General features: G+C 56.7%; 26 protein-coding genes and 1 rRNA gene. 17 read left to right on the top strand and 10 right to left on the bottom strand.

All coding sequences use genetic code 11. The features are described 5' to 3' along the window. Window positions 1-5: 5 nt before the first annotated feature. Window positions 6-121 (top strand): 5S ribosomal RNA (gene rrf / locus CW267_RS13005). Window positions 122-551: 430 nt separating this feature from the next. Then, a complete protein-coding gene (locus CW267_RS13000; RefSeq protein WP_012540846.1) occupies window positions 552-1850 on the top strand; it encodes an MFS transporter in 1299 nt (432 codons plus the stop codon). A gap of 3 nt (window positions 1851-1853) precedes the next feature. Here the strand turns inward: CW267_RS13000 and CW267_RS12995 are convergent, their stop codons facing one another. From CW267_RS12995 to trxC, 5 genes are all read right to left on the bottom strand, one after another. After that, window positions 1854-2177: a YfiM family lipoprotein gene (locus tag CW267_RS12995; RefSeq protein WP_008803753.1), complete on the bottom strand. Its 324-nt coding sequence runs from the start codon at window positions 2175-2177 to the stop codon at window positions 1854-1856. 41 nt (window positions 2178-2218) lie between these two features. Then, the gene (pssA, locus tag CW267_RS12990) at window positions 2219-3574 is read right to left on the bottom strand and encodes a CDP-diacylglycerol--serine O-phosphatidyltransferase (protein WP_008803754.1); all 1356 of its coding nucleotides are present in this window, start codon (window positions 3572-3574) and stop codon (window positions 2219-2221) included. Between the two features lie 120 nt (window positions 3575-3694). Next, on the bottom strand, window positions 3695-6346 hold the full coding sequence (locus CW267_RS12985; protein ID WP_012540847.1) for a bifunctional acetate--CoA ligase family protein/GNAT family N-acetyltransferase: 2652 nt from the start codon (window positions 6344-6346) through the stop codon (window positions 3695-3697). 34 nt (window positions 6347-6380) lie between these two features. Beyond that, window positions 6381-7079 (bottom strand): tRNA-uridine aminocarboxypropyltransferase, encoded by a 699-nt coding sequence (gene tapT / locus CW267_RS12980; RefSeq protein WP_012540848.1) that lies wholly within the window; start codon window positions 7077-7079, stop codon window positions 6381-6383. Between the two features lie 69 nt (window positions 7080-7148). Further along, window positions 7149-7574: a thioredoxin TrxC gene (trxC, locus tag CW267_RS12975; RefSeq protein WP_002914091.1), complete on the bottom strand. Its 426-nt coding sequence runs from the start codon at window positions 7572-7574 to the stop codon at window positions 7149-7151. A 203-nt stretch (window positions 7575-7777) separates the two neighbouring features. Here trxC and CW267_RS12970 point away from each other — a divergent pair, with 203 nt between their 5' ends. Then, window positions 7778-8863 carry a tRNA/rRNA methyltransferase gene (locus CW267_RS12970; RefSeq protein ID WP_012967429.1) on the top strand — a complete coding sequence of 362 codons (1086 nt, stop codon included), beginning with the start codon at window positions 7778-7780 and terminating at the stop codon, window positions 8861-8863. A gap of 56 nt (window positions 8864-8919) precedes the next feature. Here the strand turns inward: CW267_RS12970 and ung are convergent, their stop codons facing one another. After that, the gene (ung, locus tag CW267_RS12965) at window positions 8920-9609 is read right to left on the bottom strand and encodes a uracil-DNA glycosylase (RefSeq protein WP_012540850.1); all 690 of its coding nucleotides are present in this window, start codon (window positions 9607-9609) and stop codon (window positions 8920-8922) included. Between the two features lie 311 nt (window positions 9610-9920). Here ung and grcA point away from each other — a divergent pair, with 311 nt between their 5' ends. Beyond that, window positions 9921-10304 (top strand): autonomous glycyl radical cofactor GrcA, encoded by a 384-nt coding sequence (grcA, locus tag CW267_RS12960; RefSeq protein WP_002914084.1) that lies wholly within the window; start codon window positions 9921-9923, stop codon window positions 10302-10304. Window positions 10305-10349: 45 nt separating this feature from the next. Here grcA and srmB read toward each other — a convergent pair whose 3' ends face one another. Then, entirely contained in the window at window positions 10350-11681 is a 1332-nt protein-coding gene (srmB, locus tag CW267_RS12955) for an ATP-dependent RNA helicase SrmB (protein WP_012540851.1), read from the bottom strand. A gap of 130 nt (window positions 11682-11811) precedes the next feature. Between srmB and trmN the strand changes: the two genes are divergently transcribed. Further along, window positions 11812-12549, top strand: a complete 738-nt coding sequence (gene trmN / locus CW267_RS12950) for a tRNA(1)(Val) (adenine(37)-N(6))-methyltransferase TrmN (RefSeq protein ID WP_100781379.1) — start codon at window positions 11812-11814, stop codon at window positions 12547-12549. Here trmN and nadB read toward each other — a convergent pair. Further along, entirely contained in the window at window positions 12534-14153 is a 1620-nt protein-coding gene (nadB, locus tag CW267_RS12945) for an L-aspartate oxidase (protein ID WP_100781380.1), read from the bottom strand. The two genes, trmN and nadB, sit on opposite strands and share 16 nt — an antisense overlap. A 327-nt stretch (window positions 14154-14480) precedes the next feature. On the opposite strand from nadB, the gene rseD reads away from it, so the two are divergent. The 12 genes from rseD to acpS all read left to right on the top strand — a co-directional run bounded on the left by rseD (window position 14481) and on the right by acpS (window position 23940). After that, entirely contained in the window at window positions 14481-14576 is a 96-nt protein-coding gene (gene rseD, locus CW267_RS31695) for a rpoE leader peptide RseD (RefSeq protein ID WP_121980491.1), read from the top strand. Then, window positions 14573-15148 carry an RNA polymerase sigma factor RpoE gene (gene rpoE / locus CW267_RS12940; protein ID WP_002914074.1) on the top strand — a complete coding sequence of 192 codons (576 nt, stop codon included), beginning with the start codon at window positions 14573-14575 and terminating at the stop codon, window positions 15146-15148. The genes rseD and rpoE overlap by 4 nt, the downstream gene beginning before the upstream one ends. A 32-nt stretch (window positions 15149-15180) precedes the next feature. Continuing rightward, window positions 15181-15831: an anti-sigma-E factor RseA gene (gene rseA / locus CW267_RS12935; protein ID WP_008803762.1), complete on the top strand. Its 651-nt coding sequence runs from the start codon at window positions 15181-15183 to the stop codon at window positions 15829-15831. After that, the gene (gene rseB / locus CW267_RS12930; RefSeq protein ID WP_012540854.1) at window positions 15831-16787 is read left to right on the top strand and encodes a sigma-E factor regulatory protein RseB; all 957 of its coding nucleotides are present in this window, start codon (window positions 15831-15833) and stop codon (window positions 16785-16787) included. The genes rseA and rseB overlap by 1 nt, the downstream gene beginning before the upstream one ends. Continuing rightward, complete coding sequence (gene rseC, locus CW267_RS12925) at window positions 16784-17263, top strand: SoxR-reducing system protein RseC (RefSeq protein ID WP_008803764.1); 480 nt, start codon at window positions 16784-16786, stop codon at window positions 17261-17263. The genes rseB and rseC overlap by 4 nt, the downstream gene beginning before the upstream one ends. A 185-nt stretch (window positions 17264-17448) precedes the next feature. Then, window positions 17449-19248: a translation elongation factor 4 gene (gene lepA, locus CW267_RS12920; RefSeq protein ID WP_008803765.1), complete on the top strand. Its 1800-nt coding sequence runs from the start codon at window positions 17449-17451 to the stop codon at window positions 19246-19248. 13 nt (window positions 19249-19261) lie between these two features. Beyond that, window positions 19262-20236, top strand: a complete 975-nt coding sequence (gene lepB, locus CW267_RS12915) for a signal peptidase I (RefSeq protein ID WP_008803766.1) — start codon at window positions 19262-19264, stop codon at window positions 20234-20236. 249 nt (window positions 20237-20485) lie between these two features. After that, window positions 20486-21166, top strand: a complete 681-nt coding sequence (rnc, locus tag CW267_RS12905) for a ribonuclease III (RefSeq protein ID WP_002914065.1) — start codon at window positions 20486-20488, stop codon at window positions 21164-21166. Beyond that, window positions 21163-22068: a GTPase Era gene (gene era, locus CW267_RS12900; protein WP_008803768.1), complete on the top strand. Its 906-nt coding sequence runs from the start codon at window positions 21163-21165 to the stop codon at window positions 22066-22068. Before rnc ends, era begins: the two co-directional genes overlap by 4 nt. 11 nt (window positions 22069-22079) lie before the next feature. Further along, a complete protein-coding gene (gene recO / locus CW267_RS12895; RefSeq protein ID WP_016161647.1) occupies window positions 22080-22817 on the top strand; it encodes a DNA repair protein RecO in 738 nt (245 codons plus the stop codon). A gap of 11 nt (window positions 22818-22828) precedes the next feature. Next, on the top strand, window positions 22829-23560 hold the full coding sequence (gene pdxJ / locus CW267_RS12890; protein ID WP_016161646.1) for a pyridoxine 5'-phosphate synthase: 732 nt from the start codon (window positions 22829-22831) through the stop codon (window positions 23558-23560). Further along, window positions 23560-23940 carry a holo-ACP synthase gene (acpS, locus tag CW267_RS12885; protein WP_015370293.1) on the top strand — a complete coding sequence of 127 codons (381 nt, stop codon included), beginning with the start codon at window positions 23560-23562 and terminating at the stop codon, window positions 23938-23940. Before pdxJ ends, acpS begins: the two co-directional genes overlap by 1 nt. Window positions 23941-23952: 12 nt before the next feature. On the opposite strand, the gene CW267_RS12880 is transcribed toward acpS, so the two are convergent. Both CW267_RS12880 and CW267_RS12875 read right to left on the bottom strand, forming a co-directional pair. Then, on the bottom strand, window positions 23953-24213 hold the full coding sequence (locus CW267_RS12880; RefSeq protein ID WP_004144350.1) for a YfhL family 4Fe-4S dicluster ferredoxin: 261 nt from the start codon (window positions 24211-24213) through the stop codon (window positions 23953-23955). Window positions 24214-24269: 56 nt separating this feature from the next. Further along, window positions 24270-25118 carry a MurR/RpiR family transcriptional regulator gene (locus CW267_RS12875; protein ID WP_023298078.1) on the bottom strand — a complete coding sequence of 283 codons (849 nt, stop codon included), beginning with the start codon at window positions 25116-25118 and terminating at the stop codon, window positions 24270-24272. Window positions 25119-25197 lie beyond the last annotated feature (79 nt).

Here is a 25197-nt window from a genome sequence, read left to right as displayed (position 1 = left end):
ATTTGCCTGGCGGCGATAGCGCGGTGGTCCCACCTGACCCCATGCCGAACTCAGAAGTGAAACGCCGTAGCGCCGATGGTAGTGTGGGGTCTCCCCATGTGAGAGTAGGGAACTGCCAGGCATCAAACAAGTAAAAAGCCCATCCTGCCGGATGGGCTTTTTGCGTTTCTGTGGACCGGGCAACCGTGCCGGTATGTCTCCCCGGTGGCGCTGCGCTTACCGGGGCTACGGATTCGCACCCGCCCTGCACGACCTGTAGCCCGGACAAGGTGCGCAGCACCGCCTCCGGGGAAAACCCTGCCATACCCGCCCCATTATCTTCATTCAAAGCAACATAAAACCCCGTCATGGTAATCCCTTCATCATAATCCACTTTTTCCTTGCCCCTGCGCTGGCGTTAATCGCGAAAACCACTCTTACGAAAAAAATGTGAATACAGTCACATATAAAGATATAACAATTATATAACATTTAGTTCACTAACTAATTTGTCTACGTGACGTGGTACGCCCGACAAGACAGATTGCAGTCTTTGCTGGAGCAATATAACAATGACAGAAAGTAGCATTACCGAACGGGGCGCGCCGGATCAGGCCGATACCCGTCGTCGTATTTGGGCAATAGTTGGCGCTTCCTCGGGGAATCTGGTTGAGTGGTTTGATTTTTACGTTTATTCATTCTGCTCGCTCTATTTCGCCCATATCTTTTTTCCATCTGGCAATACCACCACCCAACTGCTGCAGACGGCAGGCGTATTTGCCGCCGGATTCCTGATGCGTCCCATCGGCGGATGGCTGTTTGGTCGAATCGCCGACCGCCGCGGACGTAAAGCCTCTATGCTTATCTCGGTGTGCATGATGTGCTTTGGCTCACTGGTGATTGCCTGTCTGCCGGGTTATGCGGTCATCGGCACCTGGGCCCCGGCGCTGCTGCTGCTGGCGCGTCTGTTCCAGGGGCTGTCTGTTGGCGGAGAATACGGCACCAGTGCGACCTATATGAGTGAAGTCGCGGTGGAAGGTAAGAAAGGCTTCTATGCCTCCTTCCAGTACGTTACGCTGATTGGCGGTCAACTGCTGGCGGTATTAGTGGTTGTCGCGCTCCAGCAGGTGCTCAGCGATGAAGATCTCCATGCCTGGGGATGGCGTATTCCTTTTGCTCTTGGGGCGGTACTGGCTATCGTCGCGCTGTGGCTGCGTCGCCAGCTGGACGAAACCTCAAAGCAGGAGACCCGGGCGCTGAAAGAGGCTGGATCATTTAAAGGGTTGTGGCGCAATCGCCGGGCCTTCGTGATGGTGTTGGGCTTTACCGCCGCCGGATCGCTGACCTTCTACACCTTTACTACCTATATGCAAAAGTATCTGGTCAACACGGCGGGCATGACGGCTAGCACCGCCAGCGTGATCATGACCGCGGCGCTATTCGTTTATATGCTGGTTCAGCCGCTGTTCGGCGCCTTTTCGGATAAAGTTGGCCGTCGCACCTCCATGCTGTGCTTTGGCGTGCTGGCGACGTTATTTACCGTGCCTATTCTCAGTGCTCTGCAGAAGGTGAGCTCACCGTATGCCGCCTTCGGACTGGTGATCTGCGCCTTGCTGATCGTCAGTTTCTATACCTCTATCAGCGGCATCCTGAAAGCAGAGATGTTCCCGGCTCAGGTCCGCGCGCTTGGGGTAGGGCTTTCCTATGCCGTCGCGAACGCGCTGTTCGGCGGCTCTGCGGAGTATGTCGCGCTGTCGCTTAAGTCGGCGGGGATAGAGCACGCGTTCTACTGGTATGTGACGGTGATGGCGGCCATCGCCTTCCTGGTTTCCCTGATGCTGCATCGCAAGGGAAAAGGCCTGCGCCTGTAACGCTTACTGGTGCGCCAGTTGCCACACAGCATAGCCGGTGGTCGCGCCGGCGACATCCCAGGCGAAATCTTTCCAGCTCCAGCCGCTCCCTGCCGGGCGGCTGTCCCAAAGCTCTTTTGACGCGCCAAGACTGATGGAAAACATCAGGCCAATGGCGGCGCTGCGGTCCCGGCTGTAACCCTGATGTTGCGCATACTCATTGCCGGCGGCAGACAGCATCGCCGAGGCCAGAAAATGCTGGGCTTTGTCCTGACCGGACCATGCATCATTTGCCATGTGGCTGCAGCCCGTTAACAGCAGCGATGTCATCACTATTATCGAACGCATAGCGCTTCCAGAAAAAAGCCCCGTCGACGCGGGGCTGATAGTCAGAGAATACGGCTGATCAACCGGTCAATGCGGATCCGTCGCAGGCGGCGGATCAGTTTTCGCACTTTCACCGGATAGTCGGCGATACTTTGCAGATCCCGATAATGTTTCACTACCGTGGTGTGGGTGCGGATGAGCTTCAGCTCTTTTTCCCGCATGGCCCCCAGCTGCCGCTTTGGATCGTGGATCAGAATGGCGTTTTCCAGATCGAGCCGCCAGGCGCGTGGGTTAAGGTTGTTGCCAGTGAGCAGCATCCACTCATCGTCAACCCACATGCCTTTCAGATGGTAGCTGTTATCGTCATCCTTCCACAGGCGAACGATCAGCTGATCGGTATTGACATAATATTGCAGTCGGCTGAGGAAACGCCGCAGGTTGATCTCATACAGATAGGGAAGCGCACCGATAATTTTAAACGGTTGATCTTCCGGAATGTAGAAATCGTTAGCGGTTTTATCGCCGACAATAATCTCCACCTGTTTACCGTCCCGCAGCAGCTGGATGATATTTCTCACCAGTACGGCAGGGAGGTTGAAGTAGGGGGTACAGATCGTCAGCTTGTGCTCGGCACAAGGCATCAGGTGAAAAATAGTTTTGTTCAGCAGGCTGGATTTCCCCAGTCCTACTAGCGGGGTGACGGAGAGTTCTTCGTCACCAGCGGTGCCGACAAAATGGTAGCTGCGGTCGCGGAGCTCCTGACGGTACTGGCGAATGTCGTTTTTGATTTCCGGGCTTTTTGGCCGATCCGGTCTGTCGAGACGATTAACGCCGCGCCCCTGAACCAGATTATTGTCGACCCAGTCGAACATGACGTCCGCCATTTTGCCGTTACGGATGCACTGATAGCGGTCATAACGGTACTTGTCGTGCTGATGCAGATAAACATCGTTCAGGCTGGCGCCGCTGTAGAGGACGCTGTCATCGATAATAAAGCCTTTGAAATGGAGAACGCCGAGCGCCTCCCGGGTATTAATCGGCACGCCGTAAACGGGGATATCCACACCTGGGTTTTCATCGGCCATCCGGCAATACCAGTCGGCATTGGTGTTGGAGGCGGCGGCGCCGATACGACCACGTTGAGCACGGTGCCAGTCTACCAGAACGCGGACATCCAGTTCCGGACGCTGGCGTTTGGCGTCGTAGAGAGCCTGCAAAATTCCTTTTCCGCCATCATCTTGCTCCAGGTAGAGCGCAATAATGCATATACGCTGAGTGGCGTGGGCAATCCGGGTCAGTAACGCTTCCCTGAAATCCGCAGGGGCGTAAAAGAACTCTACATCATCAACTGACTGAGAAAGCTTAGGGAGTTGGGCAAGGTGTTGTTGATGTTTATTACGCTTAAATTTTGACAACATCACAGTGCGTTTCTTCTCTGTTTATTGAAGGGTCTTCTGTACCATGCAGACGACGTAAGCGGGCAATAATACCATTACTACCCGCTAATGTGGTCAACAATTGCGGTCAGCGTGGCGCGATTATCCCTGATTCAGGGGCAGCGATAGACTGACAATCCCATCTTCCAGCTGAATATCAACGGTGAATCCCAGCTTTCTGGCCAGGCCGATCATGCCTCTGTTATTCGGCATCGTAATGCCATTAAGGCGTTGCAGGCCATGGCTTTGCGTATAGGCGATCAGCTTTTCCAGCAGCCTTCGCCCCAGGCCTAACCCTTTTAAATCTGAACGGACCAGAACGGCAAACTCGGCGTCAATATTGTCGGGATCGGAGATCGCCCGCGTCACGCCGAGAATTTCGCTTTTCTCTGCGGTGGTCCTGACGGCAACAAACGCCATTTCACGATCGTAGTCGATCTGCGTCATATTGGCTAAATCGTCGTGGGTAAATTCGTTGATCTCACTAAAATAGCGATAATAGAGATCTTCTTTGGTGACCTGAGCGATAAACGCGAGCAGCTGCGGCTCATCTTCCGGAAGGATCGGCCGAAACAGGCAGCGATCGCCATTTTTCATTACCACCCACTCCTCCTGCTGGTGCGGATAGGGACGAATCGCAAGGCGGCTTTCACTGTCGCCGTCAAAGGGGGCCAGGCCTAGCGTGACGTCCAGCGCCGTAAACTCGTTGCCGGAGGCGAGCAGGGGATGAATGTCCAGGCGCTGGATCTCCGGGCAGTCGACGATCAGATTCGATACCTGAACCAGCAGCTGGCTCAGGCCCGCGATATCCAGCGGGCGCAATGCGCTGCGACCGCGGATCTTTTTATTTTTGATCGCCTGGATCACCAGATAACGCGCCAGGTTCATATTCAACGGCGGCAGCGCCACCGCGGCCTGATCCTCGGCCCGCCACTCCACGCCGCCTTCGCCCAGCATAATCAACGGGCCGAAGACGGGATCGTGTTCAACCACCACTCTCAGCTCCTGGGCGCCGGCGCGATTAGCCATACTCTGCACCAGCAGACCATGGATGCGCGCCTGGGGCCAGGCCAGTCTGACGCGATCGATCATCGCATCTGCCGCCTGCTGCACCTCGGCGGCGGTACGCAGATAGAGCATGACCCCCTGTACTTCCGATTTGTGCGGGATATCCGGAGAACGCAGCTTCAGCGCGACCGGATAGCCTATCTGCTCAGCGATATGCACTGCTTCTGCGCTGTCAGCGGCAATCCATGTCGGCAGAGTATGGATGCCATAGGCCCGGAGCACCGGGCTGACCTCATGGGTATCCAGCGTGGTGGCGCCGTCATCTATCGCTTGCTGCAGCAGAGCATGCGCTTCGCTGGTATTGGCGGTTAACGAATCCGGTAGCACCGGCGTCTCGCGCAGTTGTTTCTGGTTGCGACGGTATTCCACCATATGCATAAAAGCGGTGATCGTGCCCTCTGGCGTACGGTAGGTTGGGAGGCCGGCATCGCTGAATAAACGTCGCGCTTCCTGCGAGGAAAATTCGCCGCACCAGTTGGTCAGCACGGTGACATATTTACCGCGCGGATGATGCTTCAGGGCATCAATCAGGGCCAGCGCACTCTCCGTGCCCGGCGCGGCCGCGCTGGGCGAGTGGATCACCAGCAGCGCGTCATAGTCCTGACTGTTGAGCAAAATATTCACGGCCTGCTGATAATGTTCGCTGCTGGCATCATCCCGCAGATCTAATGGGTTGGCGATCTCGACGCCAACCGGCAACGCCTGGCGCAGGGCGTCGCGGGTCTCCTCGCTGAGGACCGCCAGTTTGCCATTACGCAGCCAGAGTTCATCCAGCGCCAGTGCCGCCGGTGCCGCGCCATTGCTGACGATCATCAGCTTTTCACCACGCAGCGGGCGCATATGGCTGAGCGTTTCCACGGCGGAGAACAGCTCATGGGTGTCCTGCACCCGCAGCAGGCCAGCACGCTGAATGGCTGCATCCCATGCCGGATCCATCCCGGAGTTGACGTGCAACAGCTTTTGCGCCGCGGGACTACGGCCGCTTTTAATCACCAGGATAGGCTTGTTTCGCGAAGCGCTGCGCGCGGCGGAGACAAACCGACGCGCGTCGCTTAGATGCTCGAGGTAAAGCAAAATGGCGCTGGTCTTGCTGTCGCGGGCCAGAAAGTCCAGCAGGTCATCGACATCAATGTCCAGGCTATCGCCCAGCGCGATGAAGTAGGAAAACCCCATCTCGCGCTGCTGCGCCCAGTCAAGGATGGTATTAGAGACGGCGGCCGACTGCGAGATAAAGGCCAGTTTACCGCGATGGATCGCGACCGGCGAGAAGCTGGCGTTCAGGCCTTGCCACGGCGCCAGCAGTCCCAGGCTGTTTGGGCCGAGCAGGCGCATCTGATAGCGCGCGGCGCATTCGAGCAGCGCCGGATACTGTTCCGGCTGCGAAGAGAGAATGATGCAGGTTTTACACCCTTTCTGCCCTAAGGCTTCGAGCAATTCGATATTACGCCGGGCGTTAGTACAGAGCACCGCCAGATCCGGCGTAAACGGCAGGCTCTCAATCGTGGGCCATGCCAGCACCCCGAGCACCGCCTTCCAGGCGGGGGTCACCGGCAGTACCGGGCCATTGAAACCGCCGGCTAACAGGTTGCGCATCATGAGATAGCCAGCGCGCTGCGGCTTCATTGATGCGCCAATAACGGCGATGGACTTTGGTCGCAGCAGTGCTTCCAGGCCTCGTTGGCTCATACCGGTCTCCTTTCATCCCAGTGACCGAATGATTTTAAACGTTTTCCACCTGGTCCGCTGTGATACTGCCCTTATGCTGGGTTTTTCCCGCCAGATAGCGGGTCCGGAAGCGGGTGAAGTGCTCGCCAAGCGCAGCGGCGGCCGGGGCATCGCCCGCCAGATCCAGCAGGGCGATGGCTACTTCCGCGGTACAGTATTGTCCGTCGGCGTGCGCCTCGCGCAGATGATAGGCAGAGATGCGTGACAGATCGACGGAGATTATCGGTAGCGCGTCAAGATAAGGGCTCTTGCGGAACATTTTGCGCGCTTCGGTCCAGGTGCCGTCGAGCATAATAAATAGCGGCGGCTTGCCGGACGGCGGCGCGCTCAGGATCTGGCGCTCCGGCCCGGCATAGGAGGCAGGGAAAACCACCATCGGTTGATAATCAGGATGCGCGACCAGATCGAGCAGCGCCTGCGGCGGCTCGGTTCTCGACCATTGAAAAGCCTCGGTATCAGGCAGAATATCGGCGATGAGCCGGCCGGTGTTGCTGGGCTTCATCGGTTCTGTATCAAACATCACCAGGCAGAAGCGGCTGGTGGCCTGCGCTGGCACTAATGTTGCGCACAGGCACTGCTTGAGCGGCAGCAGGCAGCGCTGACAGCGGCGGATGCGGTTGCCGCGAGCAAGGAAAGGCCGGGTAGCACGCGCGAGGCGTTCAGCGCGCAGGCGAAGGACGGCGTTTTCAATCATGGGAGTCGCTAGAGAAAAACGCTATTGTCGCAGAGGTGAAAACGGGGCACAAGCGGTGCCCCGGAAGGATTACTGTTGGCCGGCTTCGTTCAGCCAGCTATCAAATGGCGCTTTTGGCACCGCGCCATTGAGCATGTCGATCACTTCGCCATTTTTGAACATCATAATGGTCGGGATGCTGCGGATACGAAACCGGGCGCTAAGCTCACGTTCCGCTTCGGTGTTGACTTTCACAAAACGCATCTTCCCGCTACGCTCTTCCGCGACATCTTCAAAGATCGGCGCGAAACTACGGCAGGGGCCGCACCATGGCGCCCAGAAATCGACAACGACCGGCAGATCGTCCTTTAAGAGTTTATCCAGCGTTGCCCCGGTCGCGTTGATGACGTCGCCGTCAAAAAGATCGTGACCGCAGCGTCCGCACTTTGCGCCATCCGCGCTACGATCGTCCGGGAGGCGGTTCAGAGCCTGACAACTGGCACAAACGGTATTCATAACTAACCTCTGGTTATGGGTTGCAACGTGGCACGTGGCCGATATGTTTCTGTGATGTTACATATTATCGATTAAGTGTTATTTAAGGACAATGCGTTTTGTTCGATGAGTGCAATAGAGGCCGGCTTTTAAACGAAATCATGGCGAAGCGATGACACATCGGGTAATCTGCGCGCTTCGCGCAGCGCAGGTGGAGAAAATTGATGAGCGACGAACTGAAAAATAAAAGCGGCAAGGTCAAAGTGATGTATGTCCGCAGTGATGATGATTCTGACAAACGCACCCATAACCCACGTACCGGGAAAGGGGGAGGTCGTCCAGGAAAATCTCGTGTTGACGGCCGCAGCCGCCCTGCGCGTGACGAACGAAACAGCCGCGGCGACGATCGCAAACGTGACGACCGTAAGCGTGACGATCGCAAGCGCGATGATTTTCATCGTGACGATGCGTCTCCGTGGCGTACCGTTTCCCGTGCTCCTGGCGATGAGACGCCGGTAAAAGAAGATCACGGCGGGATCAGCGGGAAGAGCTTTATCGATCCGGAAGTGCTGCGTCGTCAGCGTGCGGAAGAGACCCGCGTGTATGGCGAAAACGCCTGCCAGGCGCTGTTCCAGAGCCGTCCGGAAGCTATCGTTCGCGCCTGGTTTATTCAGAGCGTCACGCCCCGCTTTAAAGAGGCGCTGCGCTGGATGGCGGCCAACCGTAAAGCCTATCATGTGGTGGACGAAGCCGAGCTGGCGAAAGCTTCCGGCACCGAGCACCACGGCGGGGTCTGCTTCCTGATCAAAAAACGCCACGGCACCTCTGTTGCCCAGTGGGTCGCGAAGGCGGCAGAAGAAGATTGCGTTCTGGCGCTGGAAGACGTGGGTAACCCGCACAACCTCGGGGCGATCATGCGCAGCTGCGCGCACTTCGGCGTGAAGGGCGTGGTGGTTCAGGATGCTGGCGTGCTGGAGTCCGGGGCGGCGATCCGTACGGCGGAGGGCGGAGCAGAGCATGTTGAACCGATCACCGGCGACAGCTTTATCGATACCCTGGATCAGTTCCGCAAAGCGGGCTACGCGATTGTCTCAACGTCCAGCCATAATGGTACGCCGCTTTTTAAAGCCGAGCTGCCGAAGAAAATGGTGCTGGTGTTAGGCCAGGAGCGTGATGGTCTGTCCGATGCGGCGATTTCCAGCTCCGATCTCAGCGTTGCCATCGACGGTACCGGCAATGTCGAAAGCCTGAACGTCTCTGTGGCGACCGGCGTCCTGCTGGCAGAATGGTGGCGTCAGAACAAGGCGTAATTCGCCTGCCTGAATGCGAAAAAGCCAGCTGATGCTGGCTTTTTTATGGCTGTCGATCACTCGCTTTCGGCGGGGAGGACCGGCATCCAGTCGATCGGCGCTTCGCCGCGGTCAGCCAGCCACTGGTTGGTCTGTACGAAATGGTTGCTGCCAAAGAAGCCGCGATGCGCAGAGAGCGGCGATGGGTGCGGCGCCTTCAGCACGCAGTGGCGCTGACGATCGATAATCGCGCCTTTCTTCTGCGCATGAGAACCCCACAGCAGGAATACCACCCCCTCGCAATGCTCATTGATTAACGCGATAACTTTATCGGTAAAGGTCTCCCAGCCAAGGCTGGCGTGCGAGTGCGCCTGCCCGGCGCGGACGGTCAGGACCGTATTAAGCAGAAGTACGCCCTGACGCGCCCAGCTTTCGAGATAACCGTGAGTGGGGCGAGTAAAACCGGGGATCGTGGCCTCCAGCTCTTTGTACATGTTCAAGAGCGAGGGCGGGATCGCGACGCCCGGGCGAACCGAGAATGCCAGACCATGGGCCTGACCCGGGCCGTGATAGGGATCCTGGCCGAGAATGACGACTTTGACGTCGCCCAGCTCGGTAAAGCGAAACGCATTGAAGACGTCTTTTTGCGGTGGGTAGATGGTGATCCCGGACTGGCGCTCTTCGGCGACGGTCTTCAGTGTATTGAGAAAATAGGGTTGTTGCTTTTCATCCGCCAGCACGTCATGCCAGGTTAAAGAGGTGGTCATCTTGCTCTCCTGCAAAGGGTCATCGCTATAGCTTAACGGCTTCTTTCTACAGAACAAAATCGGCACGGCTTGATGTGGGCTTTTATGCAAAAAAAATTGAAAATTTACAAAATTATTTATGAGACCCCATGGCCTAACTTGATGTAAAACAATAAAATCCCCCTATACCCACTTTGTGTGAGTGGTTTTTATTGATTTATATCAAGGAATGCCGAGGGTGCGGCTGATATATATACACTCATACAACAATGGTTTTACCAATTGGCCGCGAAGAGGCCAAAATCGAATAAACACTGCCTGGGAGGCATCAAATGATTACTGGTATCCAAATTACTAAAGCGGCAAACGACGACCTGCTGAACTCTTTCTGGCTGCTGGACAGCGAAAAAGGCGAAGCGCGCTGCCTGTGTGCCAAAGGTGGTTTTGCGGAAGACGACGTGGTGGCGGTGAGCAAACTGGGTGAAATCGAATACCGTGAAATTCCGGTAGACGTGAAACCAGAAGTTCGCGTGGAAGGCGGTCAGCACCTGAACGTGAACGTGCTGCGTCGCGAAACTCTGCTGGACGCGGTTGAGCACCCGGAAAAATACCCGCAGCTGACCATTCGTGTTTCCGGCTATGCGGTACGCTTCAACTCCCTGACTCCGGAACAGCAGCGCGACGTTATCGCCCGTACCTTTACCGAAAGCCTGTAAGGCTGAAGCCAGATGTGAAAACGCCGGGATGTCCCGGCGTTTTTTTTACTCTTCAGTGGACGTTGATGGCGTCCCGGCCGCGCTTGGCTTACGGCGCTTACCGATATTTTTGGTGTCGCGGTGGCGTTTCTTCACCCGCGGTTTCTCTTTTTCTTTCTCTTTTTTCTCGGCGCGCTTCGCCAATACTTTCTTCGACGGTTTACCGGTTAACTTCTCGCTCGGCGCGCGGGTTTTCGGTCGCAATTCATCAATCACGCGTGCTTTCAGCGGTTCTTCAACGTAGCGGCCGATCTTGCCCAGCAGCAGGTGGTCATGCGCTTCAACCAGCGAAATGGCGATGCCTTTTTTACCGGCGCGGCCGGTACGACCGATACGGTGCAAATAGATATCGGCGGTGCGCGGCATGTCGAAGTTAAACACGTGGCTGACATCCGGGATATCAATACCGCGTGCGGCGACGTCGGTGGCGATCAGCACGTTCACGCGACCATCGGTCAGGCGTTTAATCGCTTCGTTGCGCTTAATCTGCACCATCTCGCCCTCCAGCCAGCAGGTGTTAATCCCTGCTTCGTGCAGCTTAGCGGCGAGTTCGTGAACGCGCTCGCGCTTACGCACGAAGACGATGGAGCGGGTTGCTTCCGGCTGCTTCAGCAAATGAATCAGCAGCGCGGTTTTATGCTCGATATCGTCGGCGCGATAGTACCACTGATGAATTTTTTTACGTTCGCGGGTCGATGGGGTAGCGGAGACTTCAACCGGCTCTTCCAGCAGGCGTTCGGCAAAATCTTTGATCGCATCGCCTTCCAGCGTGGCGGAGAACAGCATGGTCTGCTTGCGCCAGCGGGTTTCACCGGCGATGGTTTCGATATCCTGAGCAAAGCCCATGTCCAGCATGCGGTCGGCTTCATCGAGGATCAGGGTCTCGACGGCGCGGCAGTCAAAGTTCTCTTCTTTAATATACTGCAGCAGGCGACCGGTGGTAGCGACCACGATATCCTGGTTTTCGCTGAACACTTCCGCGTGGTTCATGTACGCTACGCCGCCGGTAATGGTGGCGATATCCAGATGGGTATGCTTCGCCAGCTCGCGGGCGTGGTCAGCCACCTGCATCGCCAGCTCACGGGTCGGCGTCAGGATAAGAATGCGCGGCGGCCCGGATTTCTTACGCGGGAAATCGAGCAGGTGCTGCAACGCTGGCAGCAGATACGCCGCCGTTTTACCGGTGCCGGTCGGCGCTGAACCGAGAATGTCACGGCCATCGAGCGCAGGCGGAATAGCGGCGGCCTGAATGGCTGTCGGGCGAGTGAAACCTTTATCCTGGAGGGCTTCCAGCAGGTTTTCGTCGAGTTCAAGTTCGGAAAAAGTCGTTACAGTCATGTTCTACCTCTGAGTGGGCCGCCGATTATAGACGTTACTGACGTAATGTTCATCTGTTTGTAAGGCTATCTGTTCTCCGGTATTGTGCATAGCCTTACGTTCAGGAGTTTTGTCGGCAAGGTTATTGAGGATGTCTCAGTCGAAGTTTGCGCTGCCGCGCAATGGTTTTACCTTCAAACAGTTCTTTGTCGCCCACGATCGTTGCGCGATGAAGGTGGGCACTGATGGCATTTTGCTTGGCGCCTGGGCGCCGATTGCCGGGGTGAAGCATGTGCTGGATATTGGCGCGGGCAGCGGCCTGCTGGCGCTAATGCTCGCCCAGCGTACCGATCACGATGTGCAAGTCGATGCGGTCGAACTGGACGAGGAGGCAGCCGCTCAGGCGCGGGAAAATGCCCTCGCGTCACCGTGGTCTTCGCGCATAGAAATCTGCCAGGCCGATATCCATCAGTGGCAGCCGTCGCAAACCCGACGCTATGAACTGATAATCAGTAACCCGCCTTTTTTTGCCGAAGGCGTGCCATGCGCTACCTCGCAGCGGGAGCAGGCGCGGTATACCACGACGCTCGATCACGCCTCCCTGCTGACCTGTGCCGCAGAGCATATCACCGAAGAAGGTTTTTTTTGCGTGGTGCTGCCGGTGGATATCGCTAATGCGTTTATCGAGCGGGCAACGGCGATGGGGTGGCATTTGCGACTGCGCACTGACGTGGCGGAGACCGAACTGCGGCCGCCGCACCGGGTGCTGCTGGCGTTCTCCCCGACGGCAGGAGAGTGTTTCAGCGACAGACTGGCGATCCGCGGGCCAGAGCAGCAGTACTCTGAAGGGTTTACTGCTCTGACCGGGGATTTTTATCTCTTTATGTGAGCCAGGGGCGACAGTATCGACGGGCCGCTGTTCGGCAGCGGCTGCGGATAGTCGAGGGTATAGTGCAGCCCGCGGCTCTCCTTACGTAACAGCGCGCAGCGTACGATAAGCTCCGCCACCTGCACCAGATTGCGCAGCTCCAGCAGATTATTCGAGACGCGGAAGCGGGCGTAATACTCATCCAGCTCCTGCTGGAGCATGGTAATGCGCCGCAGGGCGCGCTCCAGTCTGCGCGTTGTGCGCACAATGCCGACATAATCCCACATCAGCAGGCGCAGCTCGTGCCAGTTATGCTGGATAACCACCAGTTCATCCGGGATCTCCACCTGACTTTCATCCCACGCCGGCAGGGTGGTGACCTTCTGAGCCAGCGGCAGGCGCCGGGCGATATCCTCCGCGGCGGACCAACCGTAGACCAGACACTCCAGCAGCGAGTTCGAGGCCATGCGGTTGGCGCCGTGCAGCCCGGTATAGCTGACTTCGCCGATGGCGTATAAGCCATCGACGTCAGTACGGCCATTATCATCCACCATCACGCCGCCGCAGGTGTAATGCGCGGCGGGGACGACCGGCACCGGATCTTTGGTTAAATCAATTCCCAGACCGAGCAGCTTTTCGTAAATCATTGGGAAGTGCTGGCGAACAAACGCCTCGGGTTTATGGCTGATATCAAGGAACATACAGTCAACGCCCAGGCGCTTCATTTCATGGTCGATGGCGCGGGCGACGATATCGCGCGGGGCCAGCTCGCCGCGCTCGTCAAAGTCCGGCATAAAGCGGGTGCCGTCTGGGCGTTTAAGGTGGGCGCCTTCGCCGCGCAGCGCTTCAGTAAGCAGGAAATTGCGTGCCTGTGGATGATACAGCGCGGTGGGGTGGAACTGGTTGAATTCGAGATTCGCTACCCGGCAGCCCGCCCGCCAGGCCATCGCAATGCCGTCTCCGGAAGAGACGTCAGGGTTAGTGGTATATTGATAAACCTTGGCGGCCCCGCCGGTCGCAAGCACCACCGCCTTCGCGCTGCAGGTTTCTACCCGCTCTTTATTGCGGTTCCAGATCCAGGCCCCGACCACCCGGCGCGTGCCCGGCAGGCCAATCTTGTCCGAGACAATCAAATCAACGGCATTGCTGCGCTCAATGATGCGGATATTAGGATGAGCAAGGGCTTTATCGACCAGCGTTGTCTCTACCGCTTTGCCGGTAGCGTCGGCGGCGTGAAGAATGCGTCGATGGCTGTGCCCCCCTTCGCGAGTGAGATGGTAGCTCTCTTCTCCATTGGCCTGGACCTGGGTGTCAAACAGCACGCCCTGATCGATAAGCCATTGTACGCACGGTCTGGCGTTGCTGGCGACGAAGGTGACCGCATGGCGATCGCAGAGTCCCGCGCCGGCGATCAGCGTATCTTCAACATGGGATTCGATACTGTCCGTCTCATCGAAGACGGCGGCAATCCCGCCCTGCGCATAGAACGTCGAACCTTCGCTGATCGGCCCTTTACTCAGCACCGTCACCGAACTGTGCTCCGCCAGGCGCAGCGCGAGGGAGAGACCGGCAGCGCCGCTGCCGATAATCAACACATCACAAGAGAAGTCAGGAGTGGTATTCATCGTCTTTGTTTAATTTACTAAACACATTTAGCTCACAATAGCACCAGCGCGTGAGGAATCGTACATATTTTTTGCCTGGTGTTGTGACGGCTAAACAGAATGGGCCGGGAAAAGGGGCGTTGTGCGGTAAAAAAGAGAAGTGGAGCAGGTTGTTAGCATTGGATTTTATAGTGAAATAAACACTGTGTTACGATACCCTTCAGTCGGGCCTGCGCTTTTTCTTATTGACTAACCTGTTGTTTAGCAACCTGGGCATATAATGATTGATAACGATCTGCCGCCGTTGCCAGACAAAAAACAAAAGCGTAACGGAACTTTATTGTTTTCATGCACTCCAACAGTCAGCTTGCTCATAATGCAGATTTTGGGTGGTGTTTTGAAGACGCATGGGAATTGGGTTTGGGGAGACATTACCTCGGATGAGCGAGCAGTTAACGGATCAGGTCCTTGTTGAACGGGTCCAGAAAGGAGATCAGAAAGCGTTTAATTTGCTGGTGGTGCGCTATCAGCATAAGGTCGCGAGTCTGGTTTCCCGCTATGTACCGCCGGGCGATATCGCTGACGTTGTTCAGGAATCGTTCGTTAAGGCATGGCGTGCGCTGGACTCTTTCCGGGGAGATAGCGCTTTTTACACCTGGTTATACCGTATCGCCGTCAACACGGCGAAGAATTATCTGGTTGCTCAGGGACGCCGTCCGCCGTCCAGCGATGTTGACGCCAACGAGGCGGAAAACTTCGAAAGCGGCGGGGCGTTGAAAGAAATTTCGAACCCTGAGAACTTAATGTTGTCAGAAGAACTGAGACAAATAGTTTTTCGTACCATTGAATCGCTCCCGGAAGATTTACGCATGGCAATTACGTTACGGGAGCTGGATGGCCTGAGCTATGAAGAGATAGCCGCTATCATGGATTGTCCGGTTGGGACGGTGCGTTCGCGTATCTTCCGGGCGCGAGAAGCTATTGATAATAAAGTTCAACCGCTTATCAGGCGTTGACGATAGCGGAATACTGGAAAAGGGTATCAGGCATGCAGAAAGAACAACTTTCGGCTTTAATGGATGGTGAAACGCTGGATAAAGAACTGCTCAACGAGCTGAGCCGTTCCTCTGAGATGCAAAAAACCTGGGAGAGCTATCACCTCATTCGCGATACGCTGCGTGGCGATACCGCAGAGGTGCTGCAATTCGATATCTCCGCCCGGGTGATGGCCGCCATTGAAAATGAGCCCGTTCGTCAGACGGCGCCGCTTATTCCTGAATCTCAGCCCGCACCCCACCAGTGGCGGCAGATGCCGTTCTGGAACAAAGTGCGTCCATGGGCCAGCTCACTCACCCAAATGGGCGTTGCCGCCTGCGTATCGCTTGCGGTTATCGTCGGCGTCCAGCACTATAATGGGCAGTCTGATGCGACTCAGCAGCCAGAGGCGCCAGTGTTCAATACCCTGCCGATGATGGGTAAAGCGAGCCCGGTAAGCCTTGGCGTGCCGGCTGACGCATCAGCGGGTAGCGGCCAGCAGGCGCAAGTCCAGGAACAGCGCCGCCGGATTAACGCCATGTTGCAGGACTATGAACTGCAGCGCCGCCTGCACGCTGAGCAGCTGCAGTTTGGCCAGGCCCAGACTCAGCAGGCAGCAGTCCAGGTGCCGGGTTATCAAACTTTAGGAACGCAATCGCAGTAATGAAGCAACTTTGGTGTGCCATGTCGCTCATGGCAGGCAGTCTGTTGTTCTCTGTCAACGCCTCGGCTGATACATCGTCCGGGGCGTTGTTGCAGCAGATGAACCTGGCCAGCCAGTCCCTCAATTATGAGCTGTCTTTCGTCAGCATCAATAAACAAGGCGTTGAGTCGCTGCGCTATCGTCATGCGCGACTGAACAATCAACCGCTGGCGCAACTGCTGCAGCTGGACGGCCCGCGCCGGGAAGTGGTCCTGCGCGGCACGGAAATCAGCTATTTTGAACCCGGTCTCGATCCTTTCACCCTCAACGGCGACTACATCGTCGATTCGCTGCCATCGTTGGTTTATAGCGATTTCAAACGCCTCTCCGCTGCGTATGATTTTATCTCCGTTGGCCGTACTCGTATCGCTGATCGCCTCTGCGACGTGATCCGCGTCGTAGCTCGCGACGGTACGCGCTATAGCTTTATCGCCTGGCTGGACGCCGAGACCAAACTGCCTCTGCGCGTCGATTTGCTCGACCGCGACGGTGAAACGCTGGAGCAGTTCCGGGTTGTCTCCTTCAACGTTGGCGATAACGTCAGCGCCAGCATGGAGACGCTGGCAAAAGCGAATCTACCGCCGCAGCTGTCCGTCCCTGAAGGGGGCGACAAAGCCAACTTCAACTGGGCGCCAACGTGGCTTCCCCAGGGGATGGCTGAAGTTTCCAGCAGTCAGCGCCGTCTGCCCACTTTTGACGGTCCAGTCGAATCACGTCTCTATTCCGACGGCTTGTTCAGCTTCTCGATCAATATCAACCGCGCCACGGCGGCCAGCAGTGACCAGCTGTTGCGCACCGGCCGACGTACCGTCAGCACGACGGTACGCGATAACGCGGAGATCACCGTGGTGGGCGAACTGCCGCCGCAGACGGCGAAGCGTATCTCTGACAGTATTAAATTCAAGGCAGTACAATGATTAAAGAGTGGGCCACCGTGGTTTCCTGGCATAACGGCGTGGCGCAGGTGCACTGCGACGTTAAAGCCTCCTGCAGCAGCTGCGCTTCCCGTGCCGGCTGTGGTAGCCGGGTGTTAAACAAGCTGGGGCCGCAGACCAGCCATACCATTAGCGTGCCCTGCGAGCAGCCATTGGCCGCGGGGCAAAAAGTGGAGCTGGGGATCGCTGAAAGTAGCCTGCTGGGCTCAGCGCTGCTCGTCTATATGGCGCCGCTGGTGGGGCTGTTTGTGATGGCGTCCATTTTCCAGGTGCTGTTTGCCAGCGATATCGCGTCACTTTGCGGCGCGCTGTTGGGCGGCGTCGGCGGCTTCCTGGTGGCGCGCGGTCTGTCGCCGCAGCTGGCTGCTCGCCAGTCATGGCAGCCGGTGATTTTAAGCGTCGGTTTGCCGCCGGATCTGCTGCGTGTTGATACGCCCTCCTCTGAAATGGGGCAGTGATTTCACTGCCCCTCATCTTTATTTACTCTTCCTGTAACAACGCCACAATTTCTGCCGTTATGCTGGATCTAACAGCATTTCCTGGTTTCACGGATGTAGTGTAGAATGCGGCGTTTTCGGATTAAAAAACGTCAGGCACAGTACAGCGGCCTCATGATACTCGTAAGGCATAATTAACTCTAAATATGAAGAATATACGTAACTTTTCGATCATCGCTCACATCGACCACGGTAAGTCGACGCTGTCTGACCGTATCATCCAGATTTGCGGTGGCCTTTCTGATCGCGAAATGGCGGCCCAGGTTCTGGACTCCATGGACCTTGAACGTGAGCGCGGGATTACCATCAAGGCGCAGAGCGTCACCCTGGACTATAAAGCCAGCGATGGTGAAACTTATCAGCTCAACTTTATCGACACCCCGGGCCACGTTGACTTCTCCTATGAAGTATCGCGCTCCCTGGCGGCGTGCGAAGGCGCGCTGCTGGTGGTTGACGCCGGGCAGGGCGTAGAAGCCCAGACCCTGGCGAACTGCTATACCGCCATGGAAATGGACCTCGAAGTCGTTCCGGTGCTCAACAAGATCGACCTGCCTGCGGCCGATCCGGAGCGCGTAGCGGACGAGATTGAAGATATCGTCGGTATCGATGCTCACGACGCGGTTCGCTGCTCGGCGAAAACCGGCGTTGGCGTGCCGGACGTGCTGGAACGTCTGGTGCGCGATATTCCGCCGCCGGAAGGCGATCCGGACGCGCCGCTGCAGGCGCTGATCATCGACTCCTGGTTCGATAACTACTTAGGCGTCGTGTCGCTGGTGCGTATTAAAAACGGCACCATGCGCAAGGGCGATAAAATTAAAGTGATGAGCACCGGCCAGGTCTATAACGCCGACCGTCTGGGCATCTTCACCCCGAAACAGGTCGATCGTACCGAGCTGAAATGCGGCGAGGTAGGCTGGCTGGTCTGCGCGATCAAAGACATCCTCGGCGCGCCGGTGGGCGATACCCTGACCGCGGCGCGTAATCCAGCGGATAAAGCGCTGCCGGGCTTCAAAAAAGTCAAGCCGCAGGTCTATGCCGGTCTGTTCCCGGTGAGCTCTGATGACTATGAAAACTTCCGTGATGCGCTGGGTAAACTGAGTCTGAACGATGCTTCCTTGTTCTATGAGCCGGAAAGCTCAACGGCGCTGGGCTTTGGTTTCCGCTGTGGCTTCCTCGGCCTGTTGCACATGGAAATCATTCAGGAGCGTCTGGAGCGTGAGTACGATCTTGACCTGATTACCACGGCGCCGACGGTAGTCTATGAAGTGGAAACGACCTCCAAAGAAGTTATCTACGTCGATAGCCCGTCCAAGCTGCCGCCGCTGAATAATATTCAGGAGCTGCGTGAGCCTATCGCCGAGTGTCACATGCTGCTGCCGCAGGAGTTCCTCGGCAACGTGATCACCCTGTGTATCGAGAAGCGTGGCGTGCAGACCAACATGGTTTACCACGGTAAACAGGTGGCGCTGACCTACGAAATCCCGATGGCGGAAGTGGTTCTCGACTTCTTCGACCGCCTGAAGTCTACCTCCCGTGGCTATGCGTCGCTGGATTATAACTTCAAACGCTTCCAGGCCTCGAACATGGTGCGCGTTGACGTGCTGATCAACGGCGAGCGTGTCGATGCGCTGGCGCTGATCACCCACAACGACAACGCCCCTTATCGTGGTCGCGAACTGGTCGAGAAGATGAAAGAGCTGATCCCGCGTCAGCAGTTCGATATCGCCATTCAGGCGGCTATCGGCAACCACATCATCGCGCGCTCTACTGTGAAACAGCTGCGTAAAAACGTCCTGGCGAAATGCTACGGCGGCGACGTCAGCCGTAAGAAAAAGCTGCTGCAGAAGCAGAAAGAAGGTAAGAAGCGTATGAAGCAGGTCGGTAACGTTGAACTGCCGCAGGAAGCGTTCCTCGCCATTCTGCACGTTGGTAAAGACGGCAAATAATTAAGGAGTTGGCATGGCGAACATGTTTGCCCTGATTTTGGTCATTGCGACCCTTGTGACAGGGCTGTTGTGGTGTCTGGATAAGTTCATCTTCGCACCAAAACGTCGTGAGCGTCAGGCCGCTGCTCAGGCAGCGACCGGCGAGCAACTGGACAAGAAAACGCTGAAGAAAGTGGGCCCGAAACCGGGCTGGCTGGAAACTGGCGCCTCGGTCTTCCCGGTGCTGGCGATTGTGCTGATTGTGCGTTCGTTTATCTATGAACCTTTCCAGATCCCGTCAGGTTCGATGATGCCGACCCTGCTGATTGGCGATTTCATCCTGGTGGAGAAATTCGCTTACGGCATTAAAGATCCGATCTACCAGAAAACGCTGATCGAAACGGGTCATCCAAAGCGCGGCGACATCGTGGTGTTTAAATATCCGGAAGATCCGCGTCTCGACTACATTAAGCGCGCGGTGGGATTACCGGGCGATAAAGTCACCTACGATCCGGTTGCCAAGCAGGTCACTATTCAGCCGGGCTGCAGCTCCGGACAGGCCTGCGGCAACGCGCTGCCGGTGACCTATTCCAATGTTGAGCCGAGCGATTTCGTTCAGACCTTCTCCCGCAGCAACGGCGGCGAAGCGTCCAGCGGTTTCTGGCAGTTGCCGAAGGGCGAAACCAAAGCTGACGGCATTCGTCTGACCGAGCGTCAGGAGACGCTGGGCGACGTCACGCACCGTATTCTGATGGTGCCGATCGCCCAGGATCAGGTTGGGATGTACTACCATCAGTCCGGCCTGCCGCTGGCCACCTGGATTGTACCGCCCGGTCAGTATTTTATGATGGGTGACAACCGGGATAACAGCGCCGACAGCCGCTACTGGGGCTTTGTGCCGGAAGCGAACCTGGTCGGAAAAGCGACCGCTATCTGGATGAGTTTTGAAAAACAGGAAGGTGAATGGCCGACCGGCGTGCGGTTATCGCGCATTGGTGGAATTCATTAATTTCCCCTGTTGAATTCACGTCGCTGCGATAACCGCAGCGACGTGAATTATTTAATATTTAAATCCATTCAAACTAACGACATCACGTGTCGTTGCGTATAGAATATCCCCCCGAAGTTTTTGGTTGTCGCTCTGCCGGGTGACACTGCACACGAAAGCGTATTGGACTGTTTCAACTTGCTGTATGAAGCGTATGCTCAGGTCGGTTTCGTGTGCTGCATCTTTGACGCATTCATTTATTGGTAACGCATGAACCCCATCGTAATTAATCGGCTTCAACGAAAGCTGGGCTACACTTTTCATCATCAGGAGCTGTTGCAACAGGCATTAACTCACCGCAGTGCCAGCAGCAAACATAATGAGCGCCTGGAGTTTTTAGGTGACTCCATTTTAAGTTTTGTGATCGCGAATGCGCTCTATCATCGTTTTCCTCGCGTAGACGAAGGCGATATGAGCCGCATGCGCGCGACGCTGGTGCGTGGCAACACGCTGGCGGAGATCGCTCGCGAGTTTGAACTGGGCGAGTGTCTGCGCCTCGGGCCGGGCGAACTGAAAAGCGGCGGTTTCCGTCGCGAATCCATTCTCGCGGACACCGTTGAAGCGTTAATTGGCGGGGTTTTCCTCGACAGCGATATTCAGAACGTTGAACGCTTAATCCTCTCCTGGTACCAGACCCGTCTGGACGAAATCAGTCCGGGCGATAAGCAAAAGGATCCGAAGACGCGTCTGCAGGAGTATCTGCAGGGACGTCATCTGCCGCTGCCGTCCTACCTGGTGGTCCAGGTGCGTGGCGAAGCGCACGATCAGGAATTTACTATCCACTGCCAGGTCAGTGGCCTGAGTGAACCGGTGGTTGGCACAGGTTCCAGCCGTCGCAAGGCGGAGCAGGCTGCCGCCGAACAGGCGCTGAAAAAACTGGAGCTGGAATGAGCGAAGAAAAAAGTTATTGCGGATTTGTCGCCATCGTTGGTCGTCCAAACGTTGGCAAATCCACGCTGTTGAATAAGCTGCTTGGGCAGAAGATTTCGATCACTTCCCGAAAAGCGCAAACGACGCGTCACCGCATCGTCGGTATCCATACCGAAGGGCCGTATCAGGCGATTTACGTCGATACCCCGGGCCTGCATATGGAAGAGAAGCGTGCTATTAACCGCTTAATGAACAAAGCGGCCAGCAGCTCAATTGGCGATGTTGAACTGGTCATTTTCGTGGTGGAAGGCACTCGCTGGACGCAAGACGACGAGATGGTGCTCAACAAGCTGCGTGACGCGAAAGCGCCAGTGATCCTCGCGGTCAATAAGGTGGATAACGTGCAGGACAAAGCGGAGCTATTGCCGCACCTGCAGTTCCTCGCCAGCCAGATGAACTTCCTCGACATTGTGCCGATCTCTGCGGAAACCGGCACCAACGTCGATACTATCGCGGCGATCGTGCGTAAGCATCTGCCGGAAGCGATCCATCACTTCCCGGAAGATTATATTACCGATCGTTCCCAGCGCTTTATGGCCTCCGAGATCATCCGTGAAAAACTGATGCGTTTTCTCGGTGCTGAGCTGCCGTACTCCGTCACTGTGGAAATCGAACGTTTCGTAACCAATGAGCGCGGCGGCTACGATATCAACGGCCTGATCCTCGTCGAGCGCGAAGGGCAGAAGAAGATGGTGATTGGCAATAAAGGCGCCAAAATTAAAACCATCGGTATCGAAGCGCGTAAGGACATGCAGGACATGTTTGAAGCGCCGGTACACCTCGAGCTGTGGGTCAAAGTGAAATCCGGCTGGGCCGATGACGAGCGCGCCCTGCGCAGTCTCGGTTACGTTGACGACCTCTGAGTTAACGCAACGTGGATGGATGGCAGCGCGCCTTTGTCCTGCATAGCCGACCGTGGAGCGAAACCAGCCTGATGCTGGACGTCTTCACGGAAGAATCGGGTCGTGTGCGCCTGGTGGCCAAAGGCGCACGCTCCAAACGCTCTAATCTCAAAGGCGCTTTACAGCCCTTTACCCCCTTACTGGTTCGCTTCGGCGGCCGCGGCGAAGTCAAAACCCTGCGCAGCGCGGAAGCCGTCTCGCTGGCGCTGCCGCTCAGTGGTATCACGCTCTACAGCGGTCTCTATGTGAACGAGCTTATCTCCCGCGTGCTGGAGCACGAAACACGCTTCTCCGAACTCTTTTTTGACTATCTGCACTGCATTCAGGCGCTTGCCGGAACCAGCGGCTCGCCGGAGCCCGCGTTGCGGCGTTTTGAGCTGGCGCTGCTCGGGCACCTGGGCTATGGCGTGGATTTTCTTCACTGCGCGGGCAGCGGTGAGCCGGTGGATGACACCATGACCTATCGCTATCGCGAAGAAAAGGGCTTTATTGCCAGCCTGGTGATTGATAACAACACGTTTACCGGGCACCATTTGAAAGCGTTGGCGAGTCGCGAATTTCCAGATGTTGATACGCTGCGCGCCGCGAAGCGCTTTACCCGTATCGCCCTGAAGCCCTATCTTGGCGGCAAACCGCTTAAGAGTCGGGAATTGTTTCGCCAGTTTATGCCCTCGCGAAAGGCGCGGGCGGATAATACGAATAATGATTAACGAGGATTGTCATGGCTGAATTACTGTTAGGGGTCAATATTGACCATATCGCGACCTTGCGTAACGCGCGCGGCACCGCCTATCCGGATCCGGTTCAGGCAGCGTTCATTGCCGAGCAGGCCGGCGCTGACGGCATCACCGTGCATCTGCGCGAAGACCGTCGCCATATTACCGATCGCGATGTGCGTATCCTGCGCGAGACGCTGCACACCCGGATGAATCTTGAAATGGCGGTCACCGAAGAGATGCTGACGATCGCCTGCGAAACCAAACCACACTTCTGCTGCCTGGTGCCGGAGAAACGTCAGGAAGTCACTACCGAAGGCGGACTGGACGTGGCCGGGCAGCGCGACAAGATGCGCGATGCCTGCCAACGTCTGGCGGATGCCGGTATCCTGGTCTCTCTGTTTATCGATGCGGATAACGAGCAGATCAAAGCGGCGGCAGACGTTGGCGCGCCCTATATCGAAATTCACACCGGCTGCTATGCCGATGCCAAAACCGATGCTGAGCAGGCGAAGGAGCTGGAACGTATTGCCAAAGCGGCCACCTATGCCGCCAGCCTTGGCCTGAAGGTGAATGCCGGCCACGGTCTGACCTATCACAACGTGAAAGCGATTGCCGCGCTGCCGGAAATGCATGAGCTGAATATCGGCCATGCGATTATCGGTCGCGCAGTGATGAGTGGCCTGAAAGAGGCTGTCGCGGAAATGAAGCGTCTGATGCTGGAAGCGCGCGGCTAATGGCCATTCTCGGGCTGGGTACCGACATCGTCGAGATCGCCCGCATCGAAGCGGTGATCGCCCGCAGCGGCGATCGCCTTGCCCGCCGGGTGCTGAGCGACCATGAATGGAGCATCTGGGAGCAGCACCAGCAGCCGGTGCGTTTCCTGGCGAAACGCTTTGCGGTCAAGGAAGCGGCGGCGAAAGCGCTGGGAACCGGGATCCGTAACGGACTGGCGTTTAATCAGTTCGAGGTATACAACGACGAGCTGGGCAAGCCGAAGCTGCGACTATGGGGCGAAGCAAAGCTTTTGGCGGAACGAATGGGGGTAAGCGCTATTCACGTTACTCTCGCCGATGAACGCCACTACGCCTGCGCCACGGTGATTGTCGAAAGCTAGCCAGGATGGCGGTTAAATTTTATCCGCGTGGTGCATTAGCACGAATTTATCCCAAAGCTGTTCTTCACTCTCGACGTGTGCCGGATCTTTCAGGATCGTATTCGGGATCGGGCACACTTTCTGGCAGGTTGGCGTGTCGTAATGACCCACGCACTCGGTGCAGCGGTCGCTGTTAATTTCATAAATGCTATCACCCATCGAAATGGCCTCATTCGGGCACTCCGGTTCGCACATATCGCAGTTGATGCATTTTTTGGTAATTAACAGCGCCATCAGGAAAGTCTCAGAAACAACACAAACAGGGCGGGCATTATACGCCCATTTTCTGCTCAGACCAGCTTTTTCACCAGCGCTTCGCTATGGCGAATGCGCTCCGGCGCCCGCTCCAGATCCTGCTGCACCAGCCCCATAAACAGCAGGTCGGTGAGCATCATTTGCGCGCTGGTGGAGGAGATGGCCGCGCTGCGCGTCGCCTGCTCTTCGGCAATGGTATACAGGCAGTGGGTTGCCTGCTGCTGCAGGGCGTTAGGGCTAAAGCCGGTGATCGCCAGGATCTTGCAGCCCACGCGCAGCGCTTCACCTGCCGCCATATTGATCTCCCGGCGCTCACCGGAGTAAGAGATCGCCAGCAGCAGATCGTCGCTGGACATGGCCTGCACTGTCGCCAGCAGGGCGTGCATATCCTGCTCAGAAACCGCGTTGATGCCGATCTTCATCAGCTTCCAGCTAAAGCTACGCGCCACCAGACCGGACGCGCCGATGCCGGTGACGATCACCCGCCGGGCATTGCGCAGCAGCGTGACGGCTTCCCGCAGCGTCTCTTCAGTATTGACGTCCAGCGAGGCATGCATGGCGGCGACATTGTCTTTAATGAGTTTCTCGCCGACCAGACGCAGCGGGTCGTCACCGCGAATGTGGTTATGTACCGGAACCGAGTGCGGATCCGGGCTGCTGGCCAGCGCTTCACTCAGCGCCAGCTTCAGCGCCGGAAAGCCTTTGAACCCCAGTTTCTGGGCAAATTTAACCACGCTGGACTGACTCACGCCGGCTTCCGCCGCCAGCTGCTGCGAGCTGAGGTGCCGGGTCTCATCGGGCTGGCTCAGAATATAATCGGCCAACTTTTTGTCGCTCGCCGCCAGGGTGGGATAGCGCTGACGAATACGCGTTAAACAGTTCATTGGAGCTCCGCTGGAGCCGTCCGGCTCGTGACTGACAGAATTTTTATTCGATTATAAGGGGTATACCACGAATTAAAAA

Origin of the sequence: Klebsiella sp. X1-16S-Nf21 (assembly GCF_002837615.1) — a bacterium.
Lineage (GTDB): Bacteria > Pseudomonadota > Gammaproteobacteria > Enterobacterales > Enterobacteriaceae > Klebsiella > Klebsiella variicola.
The sequence above is the reverse complement of the archived record's forward strand: the minus strand, read 5'-3'. Positions and strand labels throughout refer to the sequence as shown.